The 16,540-nt window shown below is 67.5% G+C and carries 18 protein-coding genes; 10 read left to right on the top strand and 8 right to left on the bottom strand.

Annotated elements, in window-relative coordinates:
• The first annotated feature begins 3 nt into the window (after positions 1 to 3).
• The 4 genes from ACX9OT_RS09015 to ACX9OT_RS09000 all read left to right on the top strand — a co-directional run bounded on the left by ACX9OT_RS09015 (position 4) and on the right by ACX9OT_RS09000 (position 2,808).
• Positions 4 to 1,374 (top strand): formimidoylglutamate deiminase, encoded by a 1,371-nt coding sequence (locus ACX9OT_RS09015; RefSeq protein ID WP_071227498.1) that lies wholly within the window; start codon positions 4 to 6, stop codon positions 1,372 to 1,374.
• 28 nt (positions 1,375 to 1,402) lie between these two features.
• The gene (gene hutC / locus ACX9OT_RS09010) at positions 1,403 to 2,131 is read left to right on the top strand and encodes a histidine utilization transcriptional repressor HutC (protein ID WP_071227499.1); all 729 of its coding nucleotides are present in this window, start codon (positions 1,403 to 1,405) and stop codon (positions 2,129 to 2,131) included.
• A gap of 94 nt (positions 2,132 to 2,225) precedes the next feature.
• Positions 2,226 to 2,402, top strand: a complete 177-nt coding sequence (locus tag ACX9OT_RS09005) for a type II toxin-antitoxin system HicA family toxin (RefSeq protein WP_081352248.1) — start codon at positions 2,226 to 2,228, stop codon at positions 2,400 to 2,402.
• Positions 2,403 to 2,430: 28 nt separating this feature from the next.
• Complete coding sequence (locus tag ACX9OT_RS09000) at positions 2,431 to 2,808, top strand: type II toxin-antitoxin system HicB family antitoxin (protein ID WP_229295552.1); 378 nt, start codon at positions 2,431 to 2,433, stop codon at positions 2,806 to 2,808.
• Between the two features lie 142 nt (positions 2,809 to 2,950).
• Here ACX9OT_RS09000 and ACX9OT_RS08995 read toward each other — a convergent pair whose 3' ends face one another.
• The 3 genes from ACX9OT_RS08995 to ACX9OT_RS08985 form a co-directional block, all read right to left on the bottom strand.
• The gene (locus ACX9OT_RS08995) at positions 2,951 to 3,961 is read right to left on the bottom strand and encodes a restriction endonuclease (RefSeq protein WP_180845350.1); all 1,011 of its coding nucleotides are present in this window, start codon (positions 3,959 to 3,961) and stop codon (positions 2,951 to 2,953) included.
• A 237-nt stretch (positions 3,962 to 4,198) separates the two neighbouring features.
• A complete protein-coding gene (locus ACX9OT_RS08990; RefSeq protein ID WP_459001755.1) occupies positions 4,199 to 4,690 on the bottom strand; it encodes a phasin family protein in 492 nt (163 codons plus the stop codon).
• Between the two features lie 80 nt (positions 4,691 to 4,770).
• Positions 4,771 to 5,046 carry a polyhydroxyalkanoic acid system family protein gene (locus ACX9OT_RS08985; protein ID WP_459001753.1) on the bottom strand — a complete coding sequence of 92 codons (276 nt, stop codon included), beginning with the start codon at positions 5,044 to 5,046 and terminating at the stop codon, positions 4,771 to 4,773.
• Positions 5,047 to 5,171: 125 nt separating this feature from the next.
• On the opposite strand from ACX9OT_RS08985, the gene ACX9OT_RS08980 reads away from it, so the two are divergent.
• The 4 genes from ACX9OT_RS08980 to aroA all read left to right on the top strand — a co-directional run bounded on the left by ACX9OT_RS08980 (position 5,172) and on the right by aroA (position 9,916).
• On the top strand, positions 5,172 to 5,978 hold the full coding sequence (locus tag ACX9OT_RS08980; protein WP_032127717.1) for an FHA domain-containing protein: 807 nt from the start codon (positions 5,172 to 5,174) through the stop codon (positions 5,976 to 5,978).
• A gap of 217 nt (positions 5,979 to 6,195) precedes the next feature.
• Positions 6,196 to 7,281 (top strand): 3-phosphoserine/phosphohydroxythreonine transaminase, encoded by a 1,086-nt coding sequence (serC, locus tag ACX9OT_RS08975; protein WP_459001751.1) that lies wholly within the window; start codon positions 6,196 to 6,198, stop codon positions 7,279 to 7,281.
• Between the two features lie 51 nt (positions 7,282 to 7,332).
• Positions 7,333 to 8,532, top strand: coding sequence for a prephenate dehydratase (gene pheA, locus ACX9OT_RS08970; protein WP_014037689.1), 1,200 nt, complete (start codon positions 7,333 to 7,335; stop codon positions 8,530 to 8,532).
• Between the two features lie 76 nt (positions 8,533 to 8,608).
• Positions 8,609 to 9,916 (top strand): 3-phosphoshikimate 1-carboxyvinyltransferase, encoded by a 1,308-nt coding sequence (aroA, locus tag ACX9OT_RS08965; protein WP_459001749.1) that lies wholly within the window; start codon positions 8,609 to 8,611, stop codon positions 9,914 to 9,916.
• Between the two features lie 196 nt (positions 9,917 to 10,112).
• Here aroA and ACX9OT_RS08960 read toward each other — a convergent pair whose 3' ends face one another.
• Positions 10,113 to 10,685, bottom strand: a complete 573-nt coding sequence (locus ACX9OT_RS08960; RefSeq protein ID WP_459001747.1) for an energy transducer TonB — start codon at positions 10,683 to 10,685, stop codon at positions 10,113 to 10,115.
• A 119-nt stretch (positions 10,686 to 10,804) separates the two neighbouring features.
• A complete protein-coding gene (locus tag ACX9OT_RS08955) occupies positions 10,805 to 11,443 on the bottom strand; it encodes an energy transducer TonB (RefSeq protein ID WP_121503608.1) in 639 nt (212 codons plus the stop codon).
• 113 nt (positions 11,444 to 11,556) lie between these two features.
• Between ACX9OT_RS08955 and serS the strand changes: the two genes are divergently transcribed.
• Positions 11,557 to 12,837, top strand: a complete 1,281-nt coding sequence (serS, locus tag ACX9OT_RS08950; protein WP_132810421.1) for a serine--tRNA ligase — start codon at positions 11,557 to 11,559, stop codon at positions 12,835 to 12,837.
• A 179-nt stretch (positions 12,838 to 13,016) separates the two neighbouring features.
• Here the strand turns inward: serS and ACX9OT_RS08945 are convergent, their stop codons facing one another.
• Together ACX9OT_RS08945 and ACX9OT_RS08940 are read right to left on the bottom strand one after the other, a co-directional pair.
• On the bottom strand, positions 13,017 to 13,367 hold the full coding sequence (locus tag ACX9OT_RS08945; RefSeq protein WP_459001745.1) for an SH3 domain-containing protein: 351 nt from the start codon (positions 13,365 to 13,367) through the stop codon (positions 13,017 to 13,019).
• A 223-nt stretch (positions 13,368 to 13,590) separates the two neighbouring features.
• Positions 13,591 to 14,178, bottom strand: a complete 588-nt coding sequence (locus ACX9OT_RS08940) for an FMN-dependent NADH-azoreductase (RefSeq protein WP_459001743.1) — start codon at positions 14,176 to 14,178, stop codon at positions 13,591 to 13,593.
• Positions 14,179 to 14,304: 126 nt separating this feature from the next.
• Between ACX9OT_RS08940 and ACX9OT_RS08935 the strand changes: the two genes are divergently transcribed.
• Positions 14,305 to 15,297, top strand: coding sequence for a LysR family transcriptional regulator (locus ACX9OT_RS08935; protein WP_005410175.1), 993 nt, complete (start codon positions 14,305 to 14,307; stop codon positions 15,295 to 15,297).
• A gap of 81 nt (positions 15,298 to 15,378) precedes the next feature.
• Here the strand turns inward: ACX9OT_RS08935 and ACX9OT_RS08930 are convergent, their stop codons facing one another.
• A complete protein-coding gene (locus ACX9OT_RS08930; RefSeq protein WP_458074078.1) occupies positions 15,379 to 16,449 on the bottom strand; it encodes a DUF4241 domain-containing protein in 1,071 nt (356 codons plus the stop codon).
• Positions 16,450 to 16,540 lie beyond the last annotated feature (91 nt).

The raw sequence follows: 16,540 nt of genomic DNA, 5'->3' as shown, positions 1-16,540 counted from the left end.
GCCATGTCCGATTCGCGTTCCCCGCACAGTTTCCATGCCGCCCACGCCCTGCTGGCCGACGGCTGGGCCCGTGATGTCCGCCTGCAGGTGCAGGACGGCCGCATCACGGCGATCCACATGGGGCAGGGCGCCCAGCACGGCGACACCTGCGTCGGCATCCTGGTGCCGGGCCTGCCCAACCTGCACAGCCACGCCTTCCAGCGCGGCATGGCCGGGCTGACCGAGATCGGCGGCGGCGACGGTGACAGCTTCTGGAGCTGGCGCGAGCTGATGTACCGCTTCCTGGCCCATCTGCGCCCGGACGCAGTGCAGGCCATCGCCGCCCAGGCCTACATGGAAATGCTGGAAAGCGGCTTCACCCGCGTCGGCGAATTCCACTACCTGCACCACGATGCTGACGGCCGGCCGTATGCCGACCGTGCCGAGATGAGCGCGCGGATTGCGGCGGCGGCCGACCAGACCGGCATCGGCCTGACCCTGCTGCCGGTGTTCTATGCGCACGCCGATTTCGGCGGTGCGGCGCCGAATCCCGCGCAGCGTCGCTTGATCCACGATGTGGACGGTTTCGCGCAGCTGTTGGATGCCGCCAGGCCGGCATTGGCCGCGCTGCCCGATGCGGTGCTCGGCATTGCCCCGCACAGCCTGCGTGCGGTCACCGGAGAGGAACTGAGTGCCCTGCTGCCGCTGACCGACGGCCCGGTGCACATCCACATCGCCGAACAGGTGCGCGAGGTGGAGGCCTGCCTGGCCTGGAGCGGCCAGCGCCCGGTGCAGTGGCTGTACAACCATGCGCCGGTGGATGCGCGCTGGTGCCTGGTGCATGCCACCCACATCACCGATGACGAGCGCGCGGCCATCGTCGCCAGCCACGCCGTGGCTGGCCTGTGCCCGATCACCGAGGCCAACCTGGGCGACGGCCTGTTCCCGATGCAGGCGTTCGCGCGCGAAGGCGGTCGCTTCGGTGTCGGCTCCGATTCCAATGTGCTGATCGACGCGGCTGAAGAACTGCGCCTGCTTGAATACGGTCAGCGCCTGACCCTGCGCGGGCGCAATGTGCTGGCTCCGGATGCCACCCGCAGCACCGGCCGCTTCCTGTTCGAGGGCGCACTGCAAGGCGGTGCACAGGCCCTGGGTGTGGCCGCCGGCCTGCAGGTCGGCGCCAGTGCCGACCTGGTCGAGCTGGATGCCGCACACCCCGCGCTACAGGCGCGGCAGGATGACGCATGGCTTGACAGCTGGGTGTTCGCCGCACGTAATGGCGCGCTGCGATCGGTCTGGCGTCATGGCCGCCAGTGCGTGGCCGACGGCCGCCACCTGCAGCGCGAGGCGATCACCACCGCCTTCGCTGCCGCCCTGCGTGGCGTGCTGGGCTGATCGCCTCCCGCCACCGAGACCCCATCACGTGAAGGCCAGCAAGTCCGCCACGCTCAACCAGCGTATCCGCAGCGATCTGGAAAGCCGCATCCTCAGCGGAGAGTGGGCGCCGGGCTTCCGTATTCCGTACGAGCACGAGCTGATGGAGCAGTACGGCTGCTCGCGGATGACGGTGAACAAGGTGCTGACCGCGCTGGCCGAGAGCGGCATGATCGAGCGGCGCCGCCGCGCCGGTTCGTTCGTGGCGCGGCAGCCCCCACACCTGGAGCAGGTGGCGCTGGAGATTCCCGATATCGCGATGGAGGTCGGCTCGCGCGGCCATCAGTACGCCTATCGTCTGCTGCAGCGCGAGCTGCGCCTGGCCGACGCTGGCAATGCCGGTGAAGTGGAGCTGGCCGGCCAGGAGACGCTGCTGGCGATGCGCTGCCTGCACCTGGCCGATGGCCGTCCGTTGGCGCTGGAGCACCGCCTGATCAGCCCGGTGGGCGTGCCCGAGGTGCTGGAGGTCGATTTCAGTACCACCGCGCCGGGCAGCTGGCTGCTGCAGAACGTGTCGTGGACCCGTGCCCAGCACCGCATCAGTGCCTGGGGCGCGGACACCGCCACCGCCAAGCTGCTGGAGGTGAAGCCCGGCACCGCCTGTCTGGTGATCGAGCGCCTGACCTGGCGCGGCGAACAGCCGATCACCCGTGTGCGCCAGGTGTTCCTGGGGGATGCCTGGGATCTGGTGGCGCGCTTCGCGCCGGGCGCGCGATAGGGATTCCACCCACGCATGGCGTGGATCTACTGGGCCGGAACGACTGTCGCCTTGAACTCTGTCGGGGCGTGTGTGCGATGTGTATCGTCCCTGCATGAAGAGCAGGGACCCCATCCGGGATCTGGAAGCGGCAGGTTGGATCTGTCGTCGAATCCGCGGATCCCATAATGTATTCGTGCACCCGCAGCACCCTCACATCATCACCGTTCCTCACCCAAGGAAGGATCTGGGGAAGGGCTGGTGCAGGCGATGCGGATGCTCGCAGGACTGACGTAGGAGGGCCCATGCGATATCCAGTCTTGATCGAGGCAGGCGATGAGCGCACCGCGTGGGGTGTGGTCGTTCCGGATCTGCCGGGGTGCTTCTCGGCGGCCGATACGCTTGATGATGCGCTCAGCGCTGCCGAGGAAGCTGCACTCGCCTGGATTGATGCGGCCCTGGATGAGGGGCGTTCGATTCCGACACCTTCCGCGCCGCAGAAGATCGCCGCCGAGGCATCCAAGGACATCCGTTGGATTCTTGCGTACATCTGCATTGATCCGGCTCTGCTGGACGACACCATCGAGCGGGTCAATATCAGCCTGCCACGCCGGATCCTGGCGAGGCTGGATGCGCAGGCCAGAGCGGCAGGTGAATCGCGTTCCAGTTACATCGCCCATCTCGCAGCATTGGGCTGAGCGGGCGCCATGTAGAACCGAGCCGATGCTCGACTCTGCAAAGGCATCCACGCATGGCGTGGATCTACCAGGGGTTCGCGCGCATCGCATGATCGCAACCGGGATTCAGTAGATCCACGCCATGCGTGGATGTTGGTCCCAATCAATACGTGGCGCATTGCCGCCAGCGCACCGGCTCATCCACGCCGGGGCGGGCGTTGAGCTGGATGCGCACGTTGCGCAGGGCAGGATAGTGAAGCACTTCCTCGCAGACCCGCGGCCACACCGCGTCCAGCTCGCCGGTGCGGTTGATCGCCAGCGTCTGCCGGGTCAGCCAGACACCGCTGGCGATGCCGGGCTTGCCGGCCAAGGCACGGGACAGATCGGCCTGGAAGCGCTCCAGCGTGGCGGCATCCGGGTTGGGATTGCTGCGCGCATCGGTTGAGGGCGTGGCCGGCGCAGGCAGCGTGGTCGGCGGCGTGGTGGCGGGGGCCGGCGCCGGTTCGGGCGCCGCTTCAACCGCAGGCGCAACCGGCGCGGGGGCGCCCGTCTCCTCGGCAACGGACGGAGCGTCCTGCACATGCAGCCCTTGCAGGCTCAATCCCACCAGCAGGCCCAGCGTCACCGCGGCGAGCGCGGCTATAGCAATGCGGCGCAGGGCTTCATGGCGGGCGCTGGCGCGCACACGGGTTTCGATTTCCGCCGGTAGATAGGGCTGCAGCAACGGCCACAGGCGCGGGCCGTCCAGCACCTCGACCGCCTGCTTTTCGGCGGCGCTGCGGCCGTCGCGTTCGATCCGGCCCTCGGTCAGCAGCACGCCGCCCTTGGCGCCGGCCAGGCGCGCGGCCGCCCCCAGTTCGTTCACTGCGGCGGTACCGATGCGGTAGGCCAGGCCGTGCTTGCAGGACACCAGCCACTGGTTGGGACCATCGCTGAGCAGGAAGTCGCTGCTCGGCTCGCGGGACTCCTCGGCCGGGTCGTTCAGTTCACGCAGGCCGCGCTGTTCGCGCAGCATGCGTTTGACCAGCACTGAGAATTCGCGCCAGTGCATGCCAGCCAAGGCCTGCAGGCCGAGTTGCATCTCCTTCTGCCGCCGCTTGATCCACCACAGATAGACAACGGCCAGGGAACAGGTAAGCAGGGCCGACAGCAGGGCCAGGATCCAAGGGAGCATGCAGGAGGTGCGCGGAAGGGGCGAATGCGGAGGACGACAGTGTAAAGGTCGTGCCGCATCGCTGGGTCAGGAGGTTCCTGACAGGAAACGTGATGGCGCGCGCAGATCGGTATACGGCGGGCACGAAAAACCCGCCAATCCTGAAGCCGTGAGGGGAGGGAACAAACGGCAGCCGAAGCGATTGGCGGGTTGCTCGCGATTGTCAATCAAAATTTATTGCATTGCAACAATGGTCGGTCAGGGCACGCTGCCTGGCGATTGATGGCTGCCCGGGGCGGGAGCATCGGTGCCCGAGGCCGCACGGTTTTCCAGCTTGGCCAGCCGCGCGTGCAGGGCGTCGATACGGGCTTCCAGCGCGGTCACCTCGTCCGCAGTGGGGACATGCAGGCGCTTGAGCACGCCCTGCACCTGGTCATCGAAGGCCTTTTCGACCTTGTTCCAGGTGCCAGAGGCCTTCTCGCGGGCCTCATCCAGCGAGGATTCCACGTTGTCGCGCCAGCCCGGGCCCTGTTCGCCGTGGCGTTCACGGCGGCGGGCCTCCCAGGCTTCGCCTTCCTTCACCAGGCCGTCGAAGAAGCGGCTGCCTTCGGCCTGTGCACGGCCCAGGGCGCCCAGGCCGGCCAGCCAGACCTGCTGCGCCGAGTCACTCAGCTTGCGCGAGAAGCGCTCGGCCTGGTCACCGAAAGAGGCGTCGTCGTTGCGGCGGTCGTCGTTCTCGTAGTGGTTCATCGCACTTCCCGTGGGAGTTGGGCCTGCCCCGAGAGTAGCGCGCGCTGGCGTTGCACGGCCGTGACGGCCGCCGCCGGGGTTCAGCCCAGCTTTTCCTTCAGCATGCGCTGGATCTCGCCCTCGACCATGCCCTTCATCGCCGACAGCAGGAAGCCCAGCTTGGCGGTCACGCGCACGGCGCCCGGCTGCAGCTCGATCGCACCGTCCACGCCGCTGCCAGAGAAGTTCAGCACGTCGGCGGTCCAGGACGACTTCAGGCCGAAGCGCTCGGACAGCTTGGCGGCGACCTGTTCGATCGCGGCGCGTGCCTGTGCGTCGGGCAGGGCGTGGGCGTGGCGGACATCGATGGTGGACATGCAGGCTCCTGGCGCAGGGCGGGGATGATCAATGAGGGCGAGCATTGTGCGCATCGAGGGCCGTCGCGCCAAGCACTCATCGCAGGTTCTTCTTCGTTGGCGGCCAACCTGCTAGGCTGCGCCGCGTGCAGAACCTGCTTGTTCACTTCAGCCAACAACAACAGCCCGACCAGCCGCTGCGGCCCGGGGTGCAACGCATCGTGCGCCAGGCCAATGGCAGTGTGAGGCTCGGCGACGCCGGCCATGGTGCCCTGCTGCTGGCGCAGTTCTGCGTGGATGATCGCGGCCTCTGGCTGCAGGTCGGCAACGGTATCCGCGGCATTCATGTGAACGGTCGCCCGGTGCGGCGCATGGCGCTGCTGCGTGCGGGCGATGCGGTGTATGTGGACGGCGTGGAAATGGTCCTGCAGGGCGAGGTGGAGAGCCTGCTGCAGGCCCCCGCACCGAACAGCGGTGACGGCACCAATGAGCAGCAGCGCCTGCTGCGCGGTGTCGGTGGCCTGCACCATGGCCGCAGCTTCACGCTGTCGCGGTCCCGCCTGATCGGCCGCGGTGGCGACGCTGACATCGAGATCAATGAGCCGGCCTTCGCCGAACAGCACGCCCGCGTGGAAGTGCATGGCGAGCGCGTGCTGTTGCGTGACCTGGGCAGTGCCGATGGCACACGGGTCAATGGCGTGGCCGTGCGCCACTGCTGGCTGCAGGCCGGCGACCAGGTGGTGTTCGATGGCCAGCACCGGTTCGTGCTGGAAGTGCCGCATGACCCGCGCCGGCGCCCGCTGCCGGATGAAGACGAGTCCAGCCAGGACGCCGAGCAGGCGCCGGTGCTGCCGGCCGCGCCGCGCAAGGTCCGGCGCTGGCCGTGGCTGCTGGTGAGTGCGCTGCTGCTGGCTGCACTGCTCAGCCTGCTGCTCTGGTTCGGCGCGCGCTGATCTGAACCGGCCGTATCCGCTCTGGTAGGTGCCGACCTTGGTCGGCACGCTCCTTCGGCGGGGATGACGCCTGACGGCGTACGCCGACCAAGGTCGGCGACTACCGGGGCAATGCTGCTGGCCAATGGATTCCAATGAAACCAAATTTCCCTTGCCGCACAAGGCCGCAAGGCTGGTGCACTGCGGCATACTAGGGGTCTTGCCCCACAGGTGTGACATGACGCGCGCGTTCAACTTCAGTGCCGGCCCTGCAACCTTGCCGGAATCGGTCCTGCGCCAGGCGCAGGCGGAAATGCTGGACTGGCACGGTACCGGTGCCTCGATCGTGGAAATGAGCCATCGCGGTGCGGAGTTCATGTCCGTGGCCGCCGAGGCCGAGGCCGACCTGCGTCGCCTGCTCGATATCCCCGAAGACTATGCGGTGCTGTTCCTGTCCGGTGGTGCCACCACCCAGCAGGCGCTGATCCCGCTCAACTTCGCCACCCCCGGCCAGCGTGCCGATTACGTGGTCAGTGGTCACTGGGGCAAGACGGCGGTCAAGCAGGCCGGTGTCTACGTCGATGTCAACATCGCCGCCAGCAGCGAGGCCGATGGTTACCGCACGCTGCCGCCGCGCGCCGACTGGCAGCTGTCGCCCGATGCCGCCTACGTGCACATCACCGCCAACGAAACCATCCACGGCGTCGAGTTCCGTGATGTGCCCGACACCGGCAGCGTCCCGCTGATCGCCGACTTCAGCTCGTCCATCGCCAGTGAACCGCTGGATGTGAGCCGCTATGGCGTGATCTACGCCGGCGCGCAGAAGAACCTCGGCCCGGTCGGCATTGCGGTGATGATCATCCGCCGCGACCTGCTTGAACGCAGCGGCCAGCCGCGTGCGGACATTTTCGATTACCGCTCGCACGTCGCCCGCGATTCGATGCTCAACACCCCGCCGACCTGGAACTGGTATCTGGCCGGCCTGGTGTTCAAGTGGATGCTGGCCGAAGGCGGCGTGGCCGAGTTCGCAAAGCGCAATGCCGCCAAGGCTGCGCTGGTGTACGGCGCCATCGACGGTTCCGGTGGCTTCTACCGCAACGAGGTCGCACACCCGGCACGCTCGCGGATGAACATCCCGTTCTTCCTGCCCAATGCCGAGCTTGATGCCCGTTTCGTCGCCGAAGCCAAGGCCGCCGGCCTGCTGGCGCTGAAGGGCCACAAGGTGGTGGGTGGCATCCGCGCCTCGCTGTACAACGCCATGCCGCTGGCCGGGGCCGAGGCGCTGGTCGCCTTCATGGCCGATTTCCAGCAGCGTCACGGCTGAGCAATGAACGGCGCGCACCGTCGGGTGCGGGCCCCGTAACAAGGAACTCCGATGGCAAGCAGCAAATCCAGCAAGAAGGCGCCAAAGAAGGCCGAACCGGCCAAGGACAGCGCGCCCACCAAGGCGAAGGGCAAGGCCAAGGCCGCGTCGAACCCGGCACCCACCCTGGCGCCGCTGGCGCTGGCCGATGTGCGCTCGAAGATCGACCAGATCGACCGCGACATCCAGAGCCTGATCGCCGAGCGCGCCCGCTTCGCCCACCAGGTCGGCAAGGCCAAGGGCAAGCTCGCCGCCGCCGTCGACTACTACCGTCCCGAGCGCGAAGCGCAGGTGCTGCGCATGGTGGTGGACCGCAACGAAGGCCCGCTCAGCGACGAGCTGCTGGTGCACGTCTACCGCGAGATCATGTCGGCCTGCCTGGCCCAGCAGGAGCCGCTGAAGATCGGCTACCTCGGCCCGGAAGGCACCTTCAGCCAGCAGGCCGTGCTCAAGCACTTCGGCCGCTCGGCGCTGGGCCTGCCGATGGCCAGCATCGAAGAAGTGTTCCAGGAAGTGGAAGCGGGCAACGCCGATTTCGGCGTGGTGCCAGTGGAGAATTCCGGGCAGGGCACCATCCAGATCACCCTGGACATGTTCCTGACCTCCAACCTGAAGATCTGTGGCGAAGTGGAACTGCGCGTGCAGCAGTACCTGATGTCGCGCAGCGGCCGCATCGAGGACATCGAGCGCATCTACGCGCATCCGCAGTCGTTCATGCAGACCTCGGCGTGGCTGCGCGCCAACCTGCCGAAGGCCGAGAAGATTCCGGTGTCGAGCAACGCCGAAGGCGCGCGCCGTGCGCGCAACGCCGACGACGCAGCGGCCATCGGTGGCGAGAGTGCCGGCCATGTTTACGGCCTGAAGAAGGTGGTCACCAAGCCGATCCAGAACGACGCCGACAACACCACCCGCTTCCTGGTGGTGGGCCGGAATATCTTCCCGACCTCCGGCCACGACCGCACCTCGGTGCTGGTGTTCATCCATGACAAGCCCGGTGCGCTGTTCGACGTGCTCAGCCCGTTCGCCCGCCACGGCATCAGCATGAACCGCATCGAGTCGCGCCCGTCGCACCACGGCAAGTGGGAATACGGCTTCTTCATCGACCTGGCCGGCCATATCGACGACGCGCCGATGCAGGCCGCGCTGGCCGAACTGGAAGCGCACTCGGCACAGATCAAGGTGCTGGGTTCCTATCCGGTGGCCGTGCCCTGAGTGCTGCCGCGGCGGCCACGGCCGCCGCTCCCTGATGCATCGCCGGCGCTGCCGGCGTTTACGGAATGATCGAACGATGAGCAACGCGCAACACTGGATCGCCCGCAAGGGCCAGCCGCTGCAGGGCAGCCTGACCATTCCCGGCGACAAGTCGGTCTCGCACCGCTCGGTGATGTTCGCCGCGCTGGCCGATGGCACCTCGCATATCGAAGGTTTCCTGGAAGGCGAGGACACCCGCGCCACTGCGCGCATCTTCAGCCAGCTCGGCGTGCGCATCGAGACCCCCAGTGCGTCGCAGCGCATCGTGCACGGCGTCGGCATCGATGGCCTGAAAGCGCCGGTTGCGCCGCTGGACTGCGGCAACGCCGGTACCGGCATGCGCCTGTTGGCCGGCCTGCTGGCGGGCCAGGCATTCGATTGCACGCTGATCGGCGATGAGTCGCTGTCCGGCCGCCCGATGCGCCGCGTGACCGGCCCGCTGTCGCAGATGGGCGCGAAGATCGACACCCAGGAAGACGGGACGCCGCCGCTGCACGTGCATGGCGGGCAATCGCTGCACGGCATCGACTTCGCCTCGCCGGTGGCCAGCGCGCAGATCAAGTCGGCGGTGCTGTTGGCCGGCCTGTACGCGCAGGGCGAAACCCAGGTGACCGAACCGCACCCGACCCGTGACTACACCGAGCGCATGCTGTCCGCGTTCGGCGTGGACATCGAATTCTCGCCCGGCAAGGCACGCCTGCGTGGTGGCCAGCGCCTGCGCGCTACTGACATCGTGGTGCCGGCGGACTTCTCTTCGGCTGCGTTCTATCTGGTGGCTGCCAGCATCATTCCGGGCTCCGAGCTGCGCCTGAAGCAGGTCGGCCTGAACCCGCGCCGCACCGGCCTGCTGCACGCGCTGCGCCTGATGGGAGCGGACATCACCGAAGAGAACCCGGCCGAGCAGGGCGGTGAGCCGGTGGCGGATCTGGTGGTGCGCTACGCTCGGTTGAAGGGCGCACGCATTCCGGAAGCACTGGTGCCGGACATGATCGACGAGTTCCCGGCGCTGTTCGTGGCCGCTGCGGCCGCCGAAGGCCAGACCGTGGTCAGCGGGGCCGCCGAACTGCGGGTAAAGGAATCCGATCGTCTCGCCGCGATGGCGACCGGCCTGCGCGCGCTGGGCATGCAGGTGGACGAAACCGAAGACGGCGCCACCCTGCACGGCGGTGTGCGCCTGGGCAGCGGCACCATCGAAAGCCACGGTGACCATCGCATCGCCATGGCCTTCGCCATCGCCGGCCAGATCAGTGACGGCGAAGTGCGCATCAACGATATCGCCAACGTCGCCACCTCCTTCCCGGACTTCGATGGCCTGGCGCGCAGCGCCGGGTTCAACCTGGCCTGAGCGGCCACGCCCGGCAGATGACGTAACCCGGTGGGTGCCAACCTTGGTTGGCACGCTCACATCGCCCGGTAGGTGCCGACCTTGGTCGGCACGCTCATATCGCCCGGTAGGTGCCAACCTTGGTTGGCACGCCTTTCCGCATAAAAAGACGGAGGCCGAAGCCTCCGTCGAAACATCACGAACCCCTCGTCCGCGATCAACGCTGCTCGGTGCGGAAATCCACCGGGACCCGCACCACGCTTGCTACTGCACGGCCTTCCTGCATCGCCGGCTGGAACTTCCAGTTCTGCACGGTGCTGAGCACCGCACGATCCAGGTCGCGGCTGCGCTCGCCGCTGCGCGAAACGATCGCAGCGTTGGCGACATTGCCACGGGTATCAACATTCAGGCTGGCGATCACGCTGCCCTGCACGCCACTGCGCAGTGCTGCAGCGGGGTAGGTGGGCATGCGGTTGCTGGCCAGTGGGCGCGCTTCACGATTGCGCACTGCCGGCGCGGCCTTCCGCGAAGCAGTAGCCGGGGTTACCTGGCGCGCGGCAGGGGCCGCTGCATCCGTCACCGCGGGCTGCTCAGGGGCCGGCAGCATGCGCTCACCGACCGGCGCCGGTGCCACGTCTTCCTGGTTCGAATGACGCAGCCAGAGCAGGGCGCCGGCAAACATCGCCACGATCAGCGCGATCCACATCCAGGGCGACGTGGGCTTGTGCTGCACGCTCGAATCCTGCTGCAGCTGCGGCGAATGAAGGTCTTCGTGGGTGGTGGCAGTCATCGCAAACTCCTTCCGTCAACTGACGACGTGGGAAGTGTTGCCCGAGCCATGGACGGGAAGTGTCAGCGCTGCGTCAACGCCACCGGCAGGGTTCAGTTTGCCTGCCGGGAAGCGTTCAGTTACTGCGTCTTGAAGTCGAACGGCACTTCAATGCTGCCGGGCACGGCCTGGCCATTGCTCTGCGCCGGGGTGAAACGCCAGCGGCGCACCGCGTCGGTGGCGGCACGGTCGAGGTCGCGTGAACCACTGCGCTGGATCACTGTGGCGTTGTTGGGATAGCCGGTGGCGTCCACGTCTACGCGTACCACCACGGTGCCGGTTTCGCCGGCGCGCAGGGCGGCGGCGGGGTACGACGGCGGCGGCGACTGGCCGGCAATCGGCATCGGCTGGCTGTTGCCGGTCGCAGCCGGCGCAGCGCCCGGGGCGGCCGGGGCCGGCTCGGCGATCGGGGCGGGTGGCGGCGGAGCGGTTTCGACCAGCTTCGGCGCTTCTTCCTCCACCGGTGCCGGCTTGGCGTCAGGCATGTCGCTGGAACCGGCTGCAGCGGCCAAGGGTTCCGGCAGGGGCTCGACCTGGGCGGTTTCCTGCGGGGTCTGTGCGGCCGGGTCGGCGCGGAAGAACTCCTTGTCACGGCCGGTCAGCCAGACCAGCACGAACAGCAGCACGCCCACGCCGAAGGCGATGCCGGCGATCTTCAGGGCGTTGCGCGGGATATGCACAGTGAACGACTTGGCGGACGACGAGCGGGGTGCAGACATGGACCGGACCAGTACGGAATAGCCCGATTCTGCCACGCCGGGAATGAACCGGGCGGCAGAAATCCGTATAACAAGCGATAATCCCGTTCCTGATACCCACCACGACACCTGCCATGCTTGATCCAGCCCTGCTCCGCCACCAGCCCGCCGACCTCGCCGAACGCCTGCGCACCAGCCGCGGCTTCGAGCTCGACGTGTCTGCCCTGGAGTCCCTGGAGGCCGATCGCAAGCGCATCCAGGTGCGGACCCAGGAGCTGCAGAGCCTGCGTAACAGCCGTTCCAAGGCCATCGGCCAGGCCAAGGCGAAGGGCGAGGACGTCTCGGCCATCATGGCCGAGGTCGCTGCCTTCGCCGACGAGCTGAAGGCCTCGGAAGTGGCGCTGGACGAGCTGCGCGAGAAGATCGAAGCGATCTCGATGGGCATCCCGAACCTGCCGGCCGATGACGTGCCGGCCGGTGCCGACGAGAACGACAACGTCGAGCAGTCGCGCTGGGGAACCCCTCGCCAGTTCGATTTCAAGGTGCTCGACCACGTCGAACTGGGCGCCCGCAACGGCTGGCTGGACGGCGAGACCGCCGCCAAGCTGTCCGGCTCGCGCTTTACCGTGCTGCGCGGCCCGATCGCGCGCCTGCACCGTGCGCTGGCCCAGTTCATGGTCGACCTGCACACCGGCGAGCACGGCTATGAGGAAACCAACGTGCCGCTGCTGGTCAACGCCGATTCGCTGCGCGGCACCAGCCAGCTGCCGAAGTTCGAGGACGACCTGTTCAAGACGGCCGTGGGCGATTCCACCCGCTACCTGATCCCGACCTCGGAAGTACCGCTGACGAACATCGTGCGCGACGAGATCGTCGATGCCGAACGCCTGCCGTTGCGCATGACCGCCCACTCGATGTGCTTCCGTGCCGAGGCCGGCAGCGGTGGTCGCGACGTGCGCGGCATGATCCGCCAGCACCAGTTCGAGAAGGTCGAGCTGGTTTCGATCAGCCGCCCGGAAGACAGCGATGCCGAACACCAGCGCATGACCCGCTGCGCCGAAGTGGTGCTGGAAAAGCTGGGCCTGCCGTACCGCAAGGTGCTGCTGTGCACCGGCGACATGGGCTTCTCGGCGGTGAAGACCTACGACCTGGAAGTCTGGCTGCCGTCGCAGGAGACCTACCGCGAGATCTCCTCGTGCTCGAACTGTGGTGATTTCCAGGCCCGCCGCATGCAGGCCCGCTGGCGCAACCCGGCCACCGGCAAGCCGGAACTGGCGCACACGCTGAACGGCTCGGGCGTGGCCGTTGGCCGCGCGATGATCGCAGTGATGGAGAACTACCAGAACGCCGACGGCAGCATCACCGTGCCGGAGGCCCTGCGTCCGTACATGGGCGGCCTGGAAACCATCGGCTGATAGCCTGATGGGGTGGGTGCCATGCTTGCATGGCACTGCTCTGGCTCTGGTGGGTGCCATGCTTGCATGGCACTGCTGCGGCTCTGGTGGGTGCCATGCTTGCATGGCACCGTATCCACGCATGGCGTGGATCTACAATGCGGGCTACATCCACGCCATGCGTGGATGAGCCACCGTGATCACTCCACAACCCGCAACTTCTCCAACGGCACCCATCCCGGTTCGCCGTTCTCCGGCACGCACCATGCCCAGCCATTGAGCGTGCGCACCCCGCGCAGCAGCTGCCCGGGATCCACATCCAGCTCCCGCGCGCAGTAATCCTCCGTGGCAAACACGCCACCCTGCGCATCGCGGCCGATCACCGGCCCCGGCACGAAACCGGGCTGCTGGCCCTCTGCCTCGCACAGGAACCAGTCTTCCCAGCCTTCGGGCCCTTCATAACGTTCGCCCACCACCAGCGCCTGGCCACGGCGCAGGGTGATTGGGTGCGGAAATTCGCTACGGTGTGCAGTGGTCACGATGTAATTCATGGCCCCAGCCTAACGTTCTGGTGAGCGTCGCGCATGGCAGCGTATCCACGCGCACGTGCGGTAGAGCCACGCCATGCGTGGATGACGTAGCGCTCAGTCCATACGACACAAAAAAACGGCCCCGCAAAGCGGGGCCGCCAGGGTGGGCCGGGATGGGGGAGGGGATCCCGGCCCGCGTTCAGCGCCCAGACGAGGAGAGAGCGGCGCCGAACGTTGGAGCGCGTCACGCCGCGACGGCTTCATCCGCTGCGTGCGACGGCAGTGCTGCCAGCGCGCCGGCAATGGCGTCTTCACGGTGCTGCGGCGAGTAGGCGATGCCTTCGGCGCGCACGAACTCGACTTCGTTGATGCCCATGAAGGCGAACACCTGGCGCAGGAACGGCTCCTGGAAGTCGGCCGGCGAGTCGGTGTAGATGCCGCCGCGGCTGCTGGCGATGATCACCCGCTTGCCACCGGCCAGGCCCACCGGGCCGTTCTCGGTGTACTTGAAGGTGCGGCCGGCCACGGCCACGCGGTCGATCCAGGCCTTCAGCGTGGACGGGATGCTGAAGTTGTACATCGGTGCGCCGATCACCACGATGTCGGCGTCCAGGAACTGCTGCATCACCTGTTCAGCGTCGGTCGCCTCGGCGGCATCGGTCTTGGCCAGCGAGCTGCTGCGCAGATGCGGTACCGGATTGGCGTCAAGATCGCGATAATCGACCTGCAGGCCGTCGATCTGGCCGGTGAAGCGGGCGACCACGGCGGCCGACAGCTGGCGGGACACGGAGTTGTCGCCAAGCACGCTGGCGTCGAGATGCAGAAGCTTCATGGCAGTCACCTATGTTCTGGGAGGAAGGGGCGGGGTGCCCCGCCGACGGAGAGAACGATAGGTTGTTGCAAAGGCGGAATAAAGGTGGTTGAATGCCACGTATTGTTCTAGATATGGAACTCGGGCATGCATGACCTGAATGATCTGTACTACTTCGCGATGGTGGTCGACCATGGCGGATTCGCTGCCGCCGAGCGCGCACTGGGTATCCCCAAGTCGCGCCTGAGCCGCCGCATCAGCCAGCTGGAAACCGACCTGGGCGTTCGCCTGCTGCAGCGCTCCACGCGTCGTTTCGCCGTCACCGACGTCGGCACCAGCGTGCACCGCCACGCGCAGACGATGCTGGCCGAGGCACAGGCCGCACGCGAAGTGGTGGACCGCCTCAGCGCGGAACCGCGCGGCGTGGTGCGCGCCAGCGTGCCGGTATCGCTGGCGCAGATGCAGCTGCCCAAGCTGCTGCCCAAGTTCCTTGAGCAGTACCCGAAGGTGCGCCTGCAGTTGAACATCAGCAACCGCCGCGTGGACATCATCAACGAAGGCTACGACGTGGCCCTGCGCGTGCGCTCGCGCCTGGACGACGATGGCAGCCTGGTGATGCGCAGCTTCGGACAGGTGCAGGAACTGCTGGTGGCCAGCCCGAAGTACCTGGATCGCGCCGGCCGGCCGAAGGATCCTGAAGAGCTGACCCAGCACGTCACCCTCAGCATCAGCGAAGACGAAGCACGCCAGCGCTGGGAGCTGCACGGCCCGGAAGGCGAAGTGCGCCGGGTCGACCTGCAGCCGCGCGTGGCCGGCTTCGACTTCCCGCTGCTGCAGAGCATGGTGAAGGACGGCTTCGGCATCACCATGCTGCCGGAAACCGTGTGCGCCGATGCGGTGCGCAACGGCGAACTGGAAGTGGTGCTGCCGGACTGGTCGCTGCCGCAGGGCGTGTGCCATGCCGTGTTCGCCTCGCGCCGCGGCTTGCTGCCGGCGGTGCGCGTGTTCATCGACTTCCTGGCCGAGCACCTGCCGCCGCAGCTGGAGGCCTCGCGCCTGGATTGCGGTGGCGCCTGTGAAAAGGCCAAGGAGCGGATCAAGGCCAGTGCGCTGGGCGCGTTGGCGGTGGATGCGGGCTGAGGCACCTGGCCGCAACCGCACCGCCGATCTGTGAAACGGTAGCGCCGGGCCATGCCCGGCGTTGCTGCTTTCCGGCCCCGGTCACTTCCGGCCGAACAGCCGATCCCAGAAGCTGCGCCGCGGCGGTGCGGTCGGTATGGGCTCGGCAACGACCGGCGCTTCCAGCACCGCCATCAGTTCCGCGCTGCGTGGCTTCTTCAGGAAGCGGGCGTAGTCCATGTAGCTGGTCACCTTGCTCATGTGCAGGCGCTCCGGCATTGCCGGCAACGCGCCGCCCTGCAGTAGCACCCGCAGTGCCTGTGGACGGTCCAGGCGGATCGCCTCGAACAGGGCGGTGCCGCCGCAACCGGGCTCGATCTGGTTGGCGCGCTGTGGCGCATCCTTCAACAGCTCTCGCAGCGCATCCGGGTCGTCGCGGTCCACGGCGGCAACCAGCCGTGCCAGCGCTTCAGCTTCTTCGGGTGGAAGACTGTCGCGATAGGCCTGGTCGGCGATCTCGCGCTCGTCGCGCCCGTCACCGCCTTGGATGCACAGGAAGTCGGTGACCAGGGCGACCGGAATGCCGGAGGTATCCAGCGCCCAGTAGCTGGGATAGACGCCGTCGCCCCAGCCGCTGGTGAATACGACCAGGCCGTGTGGAGAGTCCTCGCCCCAGGGGCGGTACTCGGCGCCTTCATCCAGGCCGTCATGGTCGATCAGCGCATCCGACCACGCGCTGCCCTCGTCGCCATCGGCCTGTTCGATCAGGGCCAGCAGTGCCTGCTGGGTGTCGGTATCCATGAAGCAGCCGATGCCGGCGTCGACCGGGTAGCCGATGAAGCTGTCCTCATCCAGTCCGGTCAGGTCCTGCGTGGTCCAGCGCGCCATCTGCCAGTGGAGGGCAGACGCAGTGAGGGCTTCGCGGGGCTTGAACCAGACCACGGCCAGCGCCGGGCGGCCGCTGTGCACGATGATTTCGACCGGATGCCGGCCCAGCGGGGCGGTGTAGTCGGCCAGCGCGGGCGCCTCGGCCTGCACCAGCGGATCGCAGACCACCAGATGCCCACTGCTGACCGGCAGGTGCCCGGCGAACGTGCGGTGCAGGGCCACTGCGGCCAGCTGGGTGTCGTCCAGCAGGGTGGTGCGCAGGTTGGCCAGATCGAGGTGGGCCATGGGGCTCCGATTGCAGTGAAGGCCCCACCGTGCCGGATGCGAAGGGCGGGGGCAAGGGTGGTCTTGGGCAAATGCTCTTCACGTGCGAGAA

It is taken from the genome of Stenotrophomonas genospecies 3, from assembly GCF_054473855.1.
This window is presented reverse-complemented; position numbering and strand designations above follow the sequence as displayed.

What these genes read in the sequence shown, in the direction of transcription:
- ACX9OT_RS09015 (WP_071227498.1), top strand. Translation starts at nt 4, where the DNA reads ATGTCCGATTCGCGTTCCCCGCACAGTTTCCATGCCGCCCACGCCCTG.
- ACX9OT_RS09005 (WP_081352248.1), top strand. Translation starts at nt 2,226, where the DNA reads ATGAAGAGCAGGGACCCCATCCGGGATCTGGAAGCGGCAGGTTGGATC.
- ACX9OT_RS08995 (WP_180845350.1), bottom strand. Translation starts at nt 3,961, where the DNA reads ATGCTCCCTTGGATCCTGGCCCTGCTGTCGGCCCTGCTTACCTGTTCC.
- ACX9OT_RS08990 (WP_459001755.1), bottom strand. Translation starts at nt 4,690, where the DNA reads ATGAACCACTACGAGAACGACGACCGCCGCAACGACGACGCCTCTTTC.
- ACX9OT_RS08985 (WP_459001753.1), bottom strand. Translation starts at nt 5,046, where the DNA reads ATGTCCACCATCGATGTCCGCCACGCCCACGCCCTGCCCGACGCACAG.
- serC (WP_459001751.1), top strand. Translation starts at nt 6,196, where the DNA reads ATGACGCGCGCGTTCAACTTCAGTGCCGGCCCTGCAACCTTGCCGGAA.
- pheA (WP_014037689.1), top strand. Translation starts at nt 7,333, where the DNA reads ATGGCAAGCAGCAAATCCAGCAAGAAGGCGCCAAAGAAGGCCGAACCG.
- aroA (WP_459001749.1), top strand. Translation starts at nt 8,609, where the DNA reads ATGAGCAACGCGCAACACTGGATCGCCCGCAAGGGCCAGCCGCTGCAG.
- ACX9OT_RS08960 (WP_459001747.1), bottom strand. Translation starts at nt 10,685, where the DNA reads ATGACTGCCACCACCCACGAAGACCTTCATTCGCCGCAGCTGCAGCAG.
- ACX9OT_RS08955 (WP_121503608.1), bottom strand. Translation starts at nt 11,443, where the DNA reads ATGTCTGCACCCCGCTCGTCGTCCGCCAAGTCGTTCACTGTGCATATC.
- serS (WP_132810421.1), top strand. Translation starts at nt 11,557, where the DNA reads ATGCTTGATCCAGCCCTGCTCCGCCACCAGCCCGCCGACCTCGCCGAA.
- ACX9OT_RS08945 (WP_459001745.1), bottom strand. Translation starts at nt 13,367, where the DNA reads ATGAATTACATCGTGACCACTGCACACCGTAGCGAATTTCCGCACCCA.
- ACX9OT_RS08940 (WP_459001743.1), bottom strand. Translation starts at nt 14,178, where the DNA reads ATGAAGCTTCTGCATCTCGACGCCAGCGTGCTTGGCGACAACTCCGTG.
- ACX9OT_RS08935 (WP_005410175.1), top strand. Translation starts at nt 14,305, where the DNA reads ATGCATGACCTGAATGATCTGTACTACTTCGCGATGGTGGTCGACCAT.
- ACX9OT_RS08930 (WP_458074078.1), bottom strand. Translation starts at nt 16,449, where the DNA reads ATGGCCCACCTCGATCTGGCCAACCTGCGCACCACCCTGCTGGACGAC.